This window comes from Fibrobacter sp. (assembly GCA_012523595.1).
Lineage (GTDB): Bacteria > Fibrobacterota > Chitinivibrionia > Chitinivibrionales > Chitinispirillaceae > JAAYIG01.
Map to the genome: position 1 here is coordinate 1 of JAAYIG010000195.1, position 12,252 is coordinate 12,252.

The window sequence follows — 12,252 nt, forward strand, 5'->3', positions numbered from 1 at the left end:
ACACCATCCTTCATGGGCCTGATCGCTTCGATCTCTCCGGGTGTACGTCCCAGCATCCGCTTGGCCTCTAAACCGATCGCCACGACTTTTTTGGTGTTCTTGTCGATAGCCACCACCGAGGGCTCATCGATAAGGAGGCCGCGACCCCTGACATGAATCAGTGTATTTGCCGTTCCGAGGTCGATTCCTAAATCATTTGACAAAAAGGGAAATCCCATACAGATGCCTCATTCATTTTACTGTTTCATCCTGTTCCGAACTTGAACCGGAATAGTAATTGTATTATGTAATTCCTAAAAATACAATAATATACACTTCTTATGGTAGATCAAAAATCCGTAAGTTTACTCACTGCTGTCTGGGGCCCCCTCTTCTGGAATACTGCTTTCCGGACTGTCTCCGGTTATCCCTCTGTCCTCTTCCTCAGGAATGGTCTCGGATCTGTCCGATGCGCCTTCTGAATTAACAGCAGCCGGCTCCTCAACCTCAGATCGGGAAACACCTGATTCTCCATCAGATTTTGTCTCTTCGCTGTCGACTGGAGGAGAGGGAGGCTCAACTACCGGTGCAGCTTCTGTGCTGTCAGTTGGGCCTGATGTGGTTTCTTCCACCTGAACAGGCGCATCCTTTTTTTCCACAGATGGGACCTTTGCTGCTTCCTTTTCTTTTTTCCGCGCAGATGCCAGTTCATAGGTAAATCCAAGAGACCACTTGAGAGAATTATCACTGTTCAATCGGAAAGCAGCAAAAGCTGCATCGATTTTCAGGTTTTCCCACTTAATACCTACTCCGGCAGAAAAGGGATTGGCAGGATCGTTGATCTGTGTTCCGATTCTGAGTGCCAGTGCGGGAAGAATCCACATCTCAGCACCGAGCGGGACAGTCAATCTTTCATAATTTCTGTTGTAAACCAGATCCGCGGATATTGTATAGTTATAGCTGTCATTTATGGAGTTACGGAACGCTGCCCCAAACCTTGCAGTGGAAGGGAGGTCGTGGCGGAAGAGAGTTCCCGATGTGTCAAGATAACCTGAACTGCGGCCGTAACCGTGCATGTATGACGCTCCTATGTCAAGCATCTCCGGGATAAGGGAATAAATCATACCTCCACTCAGTGTAAAGCCGTAGGATGAGTTCTCTGTCAGACGATCGTATACTCCGTTGAAGCCTGCTCCAACCGCGAACCGACCTCTCCTTAAGCCTGCATTCAGAGTACCGGAAGAACTCTGCTGAGAGCCATAGGAATTTACAATACCCTGCTCAGTGGCGTATTGAAATTGAACCGACTGGCTCTGGAAAGATCCACCCACGAACCATCCCGGAAAGATCCAGCCGGTTTCTATGTATCCTCTCCGCAGATCTTCATAAATTTTTCCGATCTCAAAGGAGATAAAGGGAGATCTCCGCAAAGCCATCGACGCCGGATTGTAAAAAGAGAAACCTCCCGCACCCAATGCTGTTCCCGCTGAACCCATTGCCATCGCCCGCGGGTTAACAGCCTCCTCAAGAAAGTTGTAATAGGCTGATCCCGGTACATTTCCGGCTTTCGCTACTGCAAACATCACCAGTATCGCAGCCAGACCTTTCAGATTTCTGGTCAATATCATTTTATCTCCTGAACCGTTTCTTCCCCAACCAATATCTCAATACTATTTCTGCTAAAAAGACATGGTAATATCAACCTGCTGTCCGACACCCGCCCATAATTTGTCAGTAGCGATTGCGTAATTGAGCTTGAGTCCCTCCCTGTAACGGGAGAGATCCAGTGAAAAACCCATCGTAATCGATACCGGAGAATTTGCAAAATAAGCTTTCCTGTCGTTAAGCAGATCACCATTAAGCAGAAACTCTGATATTCCGGCACGGATAAAAAACCTTTCCCAGTACTGCCATTCCCAGCCCAGGTTTACAATACCCTCCGGGCGGTACAGCTTTTTCCAGTTGCCGTCAAAAAAATATCCCTTTAAATCCACCGCCCAGATAAGGGGTTTTTTCATAAGCTCCGCTTTGTATTTACTTCCGATAGCAATAGAGGGAAGCGGCCTGTCCTGGACAAGGTTGTTGTAATAATCGGATTCTATCTCCCAGTCCATTCCCGCTCCCAAGTCTTTAGCCACCACCCCAAGTGTCCATCCGGGAGTAATTTTATATGTAAAAGATAGATCTACCGCACCTATTCCGACAGCCGAAGAATATCTCAGATCTCCACCACGGGCAATTGTGGGAAGACTCTGATAGTGGATACCGATCGAGGCTCCTGCGGTAAAGTTTCTGTTTACATAGTAACTCAGCGCTATTTTACCTGTCAGGGTAGTATAAGCCGCATGTTCAAGAGGCTGTTCCTGTTCATCGTAAAGCTTCAGGAATGGATCTCCTCTGTAAAGCAACAGAAAACCCATACCCATCCGCGGCGGAATCCTGAACTCAAATGCCCCGAAAGCATCTGAACGTCCAAATGATGCCATGCCAATACCTGCCGCAAGTTTTCTGGACCGAAGGAAAGAGAGCTGTGATGGATTCCACCAGGATAAAAGGTCCTCCGGAGCAGCACTTCCAGTCCCGCCCATGGCCAGAGATGTTGCTCCTACCGGAGGTCTCAGATAAGCTCCGGAACGTCCCCCGACCATCGATGCCTCACCTCCGGTGCAAAGCAGAACGGCGACTGCAAAAGCGGATAAGACAACTGTTTTTCTCGTAAACATATTACTTGGCCACCACGATCTTTCCGAAACCCCGTTCACCAGTATTGGTATTGATCTTATAATAGTAAACTCCCGGCGCAACCATCCTGCCCATATTATCCCTGCCATCCCAGCAGTCCTCTTTTTCAACTGTGCTGCGGCCCTGCGGTCCGCCATTCTTTCCCGCCTTTCGCGCTTTACCTTCGATGACAGTTTTCACAAGGTCCATATTGTAATCGTAAACCTTTATGGTGACTTTGGCATCGCCGGCAAGATTATAGACAAATACAGTGCGGCTCTGCCTCTCCCCGTCCCAGTATCCCTGCGCTGCCAGAATTCCCGGACGGGCATAGGTGTTTTTAAGACCAGCCTCCACCACAGGAGCCCTCTTTATCAGAATAAAATCATGACTGCTTTTTCCCGGGGTCTCCTGCTCCGAAAAGAACAATCCCTCTGATGATGCTATCCAGAGATAGCCGGAGGTTTCATCTCTTTTTGTAAAGAAAATATCCGTAATCATAGCAGGCATATCGATCCCGTATGCTACAGGTGTCATTCTCCGCTCAAACTTGCTTCGGTCAATTGCCGGAGAGGGATTACGCTGCACTGATGAATCTCCCAGTGTGTCCAGGTAGGCCTTTATTGTATTTAACCCGAAAGTCATGTAAATGTAACCGCCTGTGGCAAAAGAGATGCTGTTCGGAGAATCCTCAAGCATAATGCGCCACCCCTTTTCTTTCCGGTTATACTTGCAGAACACCAATGTGTCTTTTCCGGAAACACTCAGATTTATTGTGCTGTAAATCACCGGTGCGGTTGAGTCATTATTTACAAAAGCACTGAAGAAACTCCTGAATACAACCCCCGAGTCCAGGATTGCAGAGGTAATCGTATTGTCCCACGATGAATCGGAAAAGGAGAAAAGCCTCACCTTCGACGGTGTAGTGACCGCCAGAAAGTGCTCTGATGAATGTAAAGCGGTCACCTGGCGCTTCGCGGAAAGAGATCCTGAAATTACAAAATCCTCTATAGGGACAACCGATGAGGAACCCGGAGTCAGCACTTCGGTATCACCCGTGCCAGGGTTCCATCTTACTACCCCCCCATCGAGACAGGCAAAGAAAAAACAGTTACCGCCGTATACAACATCCATCACTGAAACATTGGCTTCTTTCTTGCCGGTTACGCTGTCTGACCAGAAAAAGCGAAACGGCTTTCGCACAATTTCTCCACCATCACGCCTGAATGTATATATCTCTTGCGGACCGCTTTCCGTATCCGTAACAGCAACTGTAAAACCTCCCCCACTTGCCAGATCGTAAATGCCTTTATTTATGCATCCCAGTTTGTAAGCAAGCCAGTTTGAGTTTTCCGTCACCCGTCCGGCCAGTTTTCCCTGCCCCTGGATAGTATTAAGAGAAAAGCTGTTGCTCTCGAGCGCTAAAATCCAGAGAGTATCGTTTGATCCTGAAAGCTGAAAGATTTGATTTGAAGCCAGCCCCCGGGTGCTGGAGCATCCGGCAGAACAGGCATTTTGGACCGGAATTAATAAAAACCCGATTCCGGAAAATAAGAAGATTTTACTTGCGAGAATCAAGTACTTGCGCATCACCAGGGACCTCGAATTTAAAGACTTCGCCGGGTATTTTAGAATTGAATGATGTCTTATTGAATTTATATGTGTGGATATTTCCATTGCGGTCTGTCAGTTTCAGTTCATTGACCACTCCGGTTTTATTTGACGCATGCACTTCGATTGTGTCCCATGATGAATTCCCGGAGAGAGAATCTGCTTTCCAGAAAAGAATTGTCGCGGAACCATCAGTTCCTTTATGGGTAAAAGAATAATCGTTGAGCCAGGAGGAAAGTAGTTTTGAGGGATGATATGAAAGATCGAGGTCCTGAAGATTCTTTATGATTACCTGCCCGCTTTTTTTGCTGTACTGCCAGCAATCCTTCCCATCACTTACAACTGTTTCACTTCCAAGTTCCAGGCGGAATTTGTCTCCAGGAGCCAGATAAAGCTTTCCCTTCTTACTCTCCTTGCGCTCTCTTACACTCCACCAGATATGCAAATCGAACTGAGTCTCAATCGTCGCATTCTGGTTGTATTTCTTTTTAATCAGTGATTGAATTTCCGGCTCAGCAGGAAACACCTCAAAAAAGGCTGAAATCACAAGAAGCAAAGCCGCAGTTTTTTTAAACATGATATTTCTGTCCTTTTTTACCGGATGGGCTGCACCCGCCCGGACCGATGCCATTACCGATGAGTTTCAAGATACAATTCCAGCTCATCGGGTTTCACTAAAACCTCTCTGGCTTTGCTCCCGTCCTGGGGACCTACAAACCCGGCCCGCTCCAACTCATCCATCAGACGCCCGGCACGGGCATAACCGATCTTCATGCGGCGCTGAAGCAGTGATGTTGACCCCTGTCCAATGCTCACGATAGTCCTGGCCGCCTCTTCAAACAGTTCGTCTCTGTCACCATCGTCATAGTTAACGCTGTTACCACCACCGGATCCATCATCCAGTTCGGCAATGAAACTCTCAATTTTCTCGATTTGGAACTGCTGACTGCGAATATCCGCTACAATTCTCTCTACATCCTCTTCTGAAATAAAAGCCCCATGAAACCTTTCTATCTCAGGAGCCCCGTTCCGCAGGAAAAGCATGTCCCCCATTCCCAGGAGTTTTTCCGCCCCGACATGCCCAAGAATGGTACGGGAATCGGTGGACTGAATCGTTCTGAAGGCAATTCGGGAAGTCAGATTTGCCTTGATAGGACCGGTGATAATGTCCACAGAGGGACGCTGGGTTGCCACAATCAGATGAATTCCCACTGCACGTGCCAACTGTGCTATTCTCTGAATCAGCCCCTCAACATCTTTTGAGGCGGTCATCATCAGGTCCGCCAATTCATCAACAAGGATAACGATAAAGGGAAGAGGTTTATTGTCTTGCTCAGACAGAATTCCATTGAGCTTGCCGGATTCCAATCTGGTATTGAAAGAATCGATATTACGTGCACCAACTTTCGCAAGCATCTTATACCTGCGTTCCATCTCAATTACGCCCCATTGAAGCGCCTTGACAGCCTCCTTGGATTCAGTCACAACCGGAGACATAAGGTGAGGGGTTCCCTCATAAAAGGCCAGCTCAACCTTTTTTGGATCGATCATGATCAAGCGCAGCTCTTCCGGCTTCTTTGTCATCAACAGACTGCAGATAATGGAGTTGATACACACACTTTTGCCAGATCCTGTCTGACCCGCGATCAGAACATGGGGCATTTTAGTAATATCTGTAACATAGGGTGCCCCGGATATGTTTGTACCGATCACTGCAGGCAGCTTGGCTTTTGATTTTCTGAAAGCATCGGAGCTGAGTATATGTTTGAAATGAACTATCTGTCTGGCGGAATTTGGAAGCTCTATACCCACGGCTGATTTTCCGGGAATAGGAGCCTCTATACGGATTCGCTGCCCGCAAACCGCCATAGAGATGTCATCATGAAGATTTACAACCCGGCTTACTTTTATTCCCGGAGCCAGTTCGATCTCATAGCGGGTAACCACAGGCCCGGGGCTGACAAAGACCACCTTTCCCTCAACCCCGAAATTGAGAAGGGTTTTTTCCAGCACCATGGAGTTGCGCTCAATACCCTCTTTGTCAATGAGGCTTGACAAAGGAGGAGGATCGGGGAGTATGGATGGATCCGGGATACGATATGGTTTTGAAGGCTGCTGGGGTTTTTCCTCGACAGGAGCCTTCTTTTTTTCATTCCGAGGCTCCTCGTCATCAATTCTGAAAGGGATCGCGCCTTCATCTATCCCCTCTTCTTCTGTGTCAACTTCTGCGGTCTCGACACTCATGATCTTGATAGGCTCTTCTTTCCTGGCCCGGAATGCAGCAAGTTCTTTTTCCAACTGCTGCCGTGCCTGCTCTTCCACATCGTCAATTGCCCCTTTGACAGGGCTGACAGCGGGTACAGGCGCAACCTTCTCCTCTGATTCCTTCTGCTCAACGACCTGAGGCTCAACCTTCTTCTGTTTGGACTGTTTTTCAGCTTTCCCTTCAACAACGGCGGGAGCTTTATCCTGGTTTGATTTTTCCTTTACCGGGGGTCTGTATTTCAGTTGCTCTTTAAAACTTTGCCACCATCTGGAGAGTATTGAAGCGCTCCAAAGAGCTGCAGCACTTATCCACCCGGCAAGCCGCTGGGGTGAAATCCTGAGACACCAGAGAACTGTGATAAGAAGGGCCAGCGATCCAAGGAAATAGGGTCCGAAAGTATGAACTCCGAAGACAGGTTTACAGATATGTTTTACAATAAACATACCTGCAAAATTCTCGGTTGTCTTGAGTTCCGGTGAGACTGCAATATTCGGGAGATGATGAATCGCCAGCAGGAAACAGACTTCCAGTGTCAGAAGCACAGCATAAAAGCCTCTTCTTACTGAAATGGATTCACCCTTGAGCCTGACCCATCCTAAATAGCACACAGAGAGAGGAAAAAAGAAGGCCGCAACAGGTCCCAGAAGAAAGATAAGACCTGAGGAGAGGGCGGTTCCGAAATAGTATCCAAGCACATTGGAGGTGTTATTAACAAAATGAGAAACGAGAGAAATCAGTACCAGTACGCCAAAAGAGAGAAACACCAGTCCCCAGATCTCATGTCCGAAATCTGAAGATTTAGCCGCAGCAGTTGATTCATCTTTCTTTTTCTTTGCCATAATTTATCTGCCCAGACATTTTTGTTCAATGGTGTAGAGAATAAACCGGGAACTCTTTGCTTTTTCGGAGAGACAGGGGTTTTGGGTTATCTTTGTGTATTCTTCCAACACCCTTGCAGCTTCCTGAGCCCTTTTAAAAGAGGCAATCAGGATATCCGATTCATTTTTACGGGTCATCTCCTCCGGCCTGTTTTCATTCGCAAAGCAGTCAGAGCCGGTGTCCCGGTTTGCGAGCAGTTTTTCCCTGCCCAATCCATCTTCGATCTCCTGAAGAGAGTGCCGGATACCTTTTAGTTCCGCAGAGAGAGTGGAGTCATTTCTTAGAAAGCGGAAATACTCCTCGATGACTCTCAATGCCTCCCGGAGTCTGTTCAAGTTGGCGTCCAGAACTCTATATACCGGATCAGGAACAGTCAAAAGGCAACACTCCTCGGAAATATCTCATCAGGAAAAAAAATATAACTAATGTAATAAGTACAGGTCGAGGATTAAAGCCAATTTTCAGGGTTGGTTGCTATTTCTGTATCTGAATTGGAATTACTGGGGGGAGGGGGGTGATGTGCGGGAATCTGTTCCCCCTTACCCCGGAGGAGAATTAAGGACTCTGCCTTTGGTCATTAATTCACCCCAGAGGTAAATTTTCAAATCCGCAAACGATTCTCATTTCCGGAAAATTAAAGAAAACGGAATTTCACTTCGTACGGAAACAACCCAACGTTTTCCACATTTAAAGTGGAATATACCTTTCCTCTTTCCTTTCTTTCTGGCACAACTTTTGTTTGTTAATCGCTTCACCATAAAAACGGGACTCTAAATGGTCACATTAGGAAAACAGCTTTCAAACAGCAGTAATCTTCTCACTGCCAACCTTTTTTCAAGCCACAGGAAAACAGTGCGGTTTGTGAAAACTTTCGACATAGTCATAGTCGGTGCTGGTCCTGCTGGTGCCTGTCTTGCCTGGCTGCTCTCAAAACAGGGGCTCGATCCTGTGATAATCGACCACTCATATCCCACCGACAAACCAATGGCAGGAGTTGTCCCATTCTGCTTTACGGAAAAATTCCCTGTGCTTAACGCTGTTTTGCGGAAAGAGCACTCAGATGGCCGGGTTCATCTTCTCTCACACTCAGGCAAAAGAGTAGTGGTCAGCAGTGGGAAAGATGGCATACCCGCTGCCGTATCATTTTTTAATCCAGGCAGGTATCTCCTCGATTCGGCGATCTCCAGAGGTGCCCGCTTTATTCAGGAAAGGGTAACCGGCGTTTTTCAGGAAAAAGGGCTCTGGAAAATAGATACCACTGAGCATCAGTTCCGGGCCAGGATGCTTGCCGGGGCAGATGGCGTAAAAAGCATTGTCCGCAAGGCAGTTTCAAAACCATTCCACCGTAAAGATCTGGCTCTCCTGTTTGGATATCAGGTCTCCGGTATGGAGGAAGCATCGCTGATAAAATTCACCAGAGGTCGTCAGGGACTACTCAAGGCATCCGGGGATACAGAACTTTGTGTGATAGAAATCTCCGATACCTTGTATAACTCACCAGGTCTTAAAAACGATCTCGATACATTTCTTCAGAATCAAAAACAGAGCGTGAAAATAGAGAAAAGCTGGAGCGTCCTTATCCCTCAGGCTTCATCAGGGGAATTCTTCGATCAGCCCTGCGCCGGTAGTAACTGGATTCTTCTGGGTGATGCAGCCGGACATGTCAATCCTTTGATCGGTGAGGGCATACTCTATGCACTCTGGTCAGCGGATTTAGCCGCTCAGGCTATCACTGCCGGGGATATGAGGGTGTACGAATCACTCTGGAGAGAGGAATACGGTGATGATCTTAGAAGATCCCTCCCCTCCAGGGATCTGTTTTTCAAACCGGGTTTTATAGAGGTGATGCTCAGGCTTGCTGGAAGGAGTCCTACTTTTTCAAGGCAGCTATTCTCCATATTTTCAGGTGAAAACACTCCCAGAGGTTTTCTGAAAAAATCGGCTCTTATACTTCCGGAAGTCTTGTGGGATATGGTAGTTAAAAAGTCCGGTTCATCAAAGGTTCGGGAATATTCCGCGGGGTAAAAGTACCTGTTTTTTATCTACAGTGCTTATTGAGGTGATTCTGAGATTGACAAGCCATTTTCACCTGCGAGGTGAATTTGTGACTTAAGTCGTTAAATCATCAATTTATCCACGAGATGAATCAGTGACAATAGATCATTAATTCATTTATTTACCTGCAAGGTGAATTTTTGGCATTAATCATATATTCATCTACGAGGTGAATCTGTGAACCGAAGCGATCGACTTCCTCTGGAATAATCTCCAATTCTTTTTGCCGGATATCCGGAGAGAATTAAAAAAAAGATATGGACCGGAATTAAGGCACTCCGCTATTTATATTCATTTGTTCTTTCGCAAAGATACCATAGGGCTTCTTATCTGAGCTTAGAACTGGAATTTAAACCATGATCGAAAACAGGTACGGAATCAATATCATCACAATCGGCATTTTTGCTATCGATACCGGCCCCGAAAACACCACCTGGTAGTGAACTATTTATTTAAGACGAGGAGAAAAAACTCATGCAGCCGGATTCAATAATTCTTAAGCGCTATGCAGAGGTATTGATCAACTTTGCTCTCAATGACGGAGAGGGAATAAAGGCGAGTGATGTTGTATATGTAGTTACTCAGGCCCCCGGTGTTCCACTTGCCAAAGAGGTTTACAGAACGATTCTTAAAAGTGGTGGAAACCCTCTGATACAGATTCAAGATGATGATTTCAGGTTGATTCATCTCCAGGAGGGCAGTGATGAGCAGTTGAAGTTTTTTCCAGAGCAATACTACCGTGGTCTTACAGACAATATCGACCATTATGTAAGAATTCTGGCAGAAAAAGATCCTCTTTATTTGGCTAATGCGGATCCCAGGAAAGTAATTATGGCCAATCATGCAACCAGAAAATTCAGGGAATGGCTAGATGAGAAAGAGGATGCGGGAAAGTTTACCTGGACCCTTTGCCTGTATGGTACCGAGGGAACGGCAAAAGAGGCGGGATTAACTATTGATGAGTACTGGGAGCAGATAAGGCGGGCCTGTTTTCTCGATGAAGCTGACCCCATAGGAAAATGGCGTTCTGTCAGCACCCAGATGAATGCTATTCTTGAGCATTTAAACGAGATACCCATCGATAAGATAAACGTAAAGTCTGAGGGAACAGATTTGATTGTCAGTCTGGGAGAGAAGAGAAAGTGGCTTGGGGGACGAGGGAGGAATATCCCCAGCTTCGAAATTTTCACATCACCGGACTGGAGAGGGGTCGAAGGGAAGATATTTTTCGACCTGCCCCTGTACAGATATGGAAACATTATCAAAGATATAAGTCTGGAAATCAGAGGAGGTAGGATCGTAGAGGCCAGGGCCGCCCAGAAAGAGGAGCTTTTAAGGGAGATGATCTCTCAGAAGAATGCGGACAAGATAGGAGAGTTTTCTTTAACGGATAAGAGATTTTCCAAGATCACCCATTTTATGGCAGATACACTCTTTGATGAGAATTTCGGCGGTGAGTACGGGAACTGTCATCTGGCGATCGGGAAAGCTTATCATGATGCCTGCCAGTGTGACCCAAAGGAGATGACTGATAAGCAATTTGAGGATCTTGGTTATAATGATTCTCCTGAGCACACAGATATTATTGCTACTATGGACAGAGAAGTTACCGCTATACTCAGAGACGGGTCAAAACGAGTGATTTACCGTGGGGGAGAGTTCACCTTCTGATACAGGGGAGGTGGGAGAGATTAATGGCCGGTTTTTTGCTTTTTTTTATAAATGTATTTCATTTGGCACGGAGAGTATAAATTCACCCGGAGGACGGCAGGTTGAAGTTTCCGGCTTGGATTAAACTAAAAGATAGGAGCTCAACATGTCGGCAAAAATCGGCGATACTGTTAGAGTGCTATATACCGGGAAACTGAAAGATAAAACAGTGTTCGATAGCTCCGATGGTGAGCCGCTGGAATTTGTGATTGGGGATGGCATGGTCATACCCGGATTTGAGGAAGCGGTAATCGGCATGGAAGTCGGGCAGCATAAGACCATTGAGGTTTCTTCTAATAAGGCATATGGCCCTCATTTGGACGGACTTGTGGCAACAGTAAGCAGAAGTCAATTTCCTGACTCGGTTGTTCCTGAAAAAGGAAAGCAGATAAGAGTGGCTAATCAGTTGGGCCAGACATTTGTCATGACCATAATTGATGTTACCGACGGATCAGTCACTCTCGATGCTAATCATCCGCTGGCAGGAAAAGATCTGGTTTTTGAGATAGATCTGGTTCAAATCAACTAACTTCAAAATCCGGTACTCAGATTCTCTCTGTGCCGGATTTTTTCCCCTTTCTGAATACACCCATTATTTCATTTGAATTGTCTATTGAGGGGAACCTTCCTGATGCTCTGGAGTTCCGGGGTCATCTCCGAGGTGAAACAGTGATTTTATCTCTGAGGTCTCCCCAAAGGTGAATCTACGACTCAAACTTGCCCCGATTTTTGCTATTCCCTTTTTCCTCTGAACAACTCTCAGGATAAGCATCTGTAAAACTAAGGAGGACACATGGCGACCAAACCAAGAATGATCGTCCCAAACGCCTTCTATCAAATCAGATCTGTCTCCATCCCTGAGCTCAAAGCATTCTCCAGTGAGAAAATGAAATTATTCCTGCTCAAACAGCTCTCTATAACCAAGGAAAAGTACTCCTTCAAGTGCTTCTCCTGGTCTATCATGGATGACCACTATCACCTGGTGGTTCAATCCAGCGAAGAAACCATATCCAAATTCATGCAGCGGGTTA

At 46.5% G+C, this 12,252-nt stretch carries 11 protein-coding genes; 4 read left to right on the forward strand and 7 right to left on the reverse strand.

Annotated elements, in window-relative coordinates; genetic code table 11:
• From GX089_12835 to GX089_12865, 7 genes are all read right to left on the reverse strand, one after another.
• Positions 1–218: rod shape-determining protein (locus tag GX089_12835; GenBank protein ID NLP03375.1), on the reverse strand; the 218-nt coding region annotated here is incomplete at its 3' end.
• Between the two features lie 126 nt (positions 219–344).
• Complete coding sequence (locus tag GX089_12840; GenBank protein ID NLP03376.1) at positions 345–1,607, reverse strand: hypothetical protein; 1,263 nt, start codon at positions 1,605–1,607, stop codon at positions 345–347.
• Positions 1,608–1,658: 51 nt separating this feature from the next.
• A complete protein-coding gene (locus GX089_12845; protein ID NLP03377.1) occupies positions 1,659–2,702 on the reverse strand; it encodes a hypothetical protein in 1,044 nt (347 codons plus the stop codon).
• Position 2,703: 1 nt separating this feature from the next.
• Complete coding sequence (locus tag GX089_12850) at positions 2,704–4,290, reverse strand: hypothetical protein (protein NLP03378.1); 1,587 nt, start codon at positions 4,288–4,290, stop codon at positions 2,704–2,706.
• Complete coding sequence (locus GX089_12855; protein ID NLP03379.1) at positions 4,262–4,888, reverse strand: outer membrane lipoprotein carrier protein LolA; 627 nt, start codon at positions 4,886–4,888, stop codon at positions 4,262–4,264. The genes GX089_12850 and GX089_12855 overlap by 29 nt, the downstream gene beginning before the upstream one ends.
• A gap of 53 nt (positions 4,889–4,941) precedes the next feature.
• A complete protein-coding gene (locus GX089_12860; protein ID NLP03380.1) occupies positions 4,942–7,416 on the reverse strand; it encodes a DNA translocase FtsK in 2,475 nt (824 codons plus the stop codon).
• A 3-nt stretch (positions 7,417–7,419) separates the two neighbouring features.
• The gene (locus tag GX089_12865) at positions 7,420–7,833 is read right to left on the reverse strand and encodes a thiamine-phosphate pyrophosphorylase (protein NLP03381.1); all 414 of its coding nucleotides are present in this window, start codon (positions 7,831–7,833) and stop codon (positions 7,420–7,422) included.
• A gap of 397 nt (positions 7,834–8,230) precedes the next feature.
• Here GX089_12865 and GX089_12870 point away from each other — a divergent pair, with 397 nt between their 5' ends.
• The 4 genes from GX089_12870 to GX089_12885 all read left to right on the forward strand — a co-directional run.
• Positions 8,231–9,481, forward strand: a complete 1,251-nt coding sequence (locus GX089_12870; GenBank protein ID NLP03382.1) for an NAD(P)-binding protein — start codon at positions 8,231–8,233, stop codon at positions 9,479–9,481.
• Between the two features lie 504 nt (positions 9,482–9,985).
• Entirely contained in the window at positions 9,986–11,182 is a 1,197-nt protein-coding gene (locus GX089_12875; protein NLP03383.1) for an aminopeptidase, read from the forward strand.
• Between the two features lie 145 nt (positions 11,183–11,327).
• Entirely contained in the window at positions 11,328–11,750 is a 423-nt protein-coding gene (locus GX089_12880) for a peptidylprolyl isomerase (GenBank protein NLP03384.1), read from the forward strand.
• 264 nt (positions 11,751–12,014) lie between these two features.
• The coding region (locus GX089_12885) for a hypothetical protein (protein ID NLP03385.1) at positions 12,015–12,252 on the forward strand (238 nt) is incomplete at its 3' end.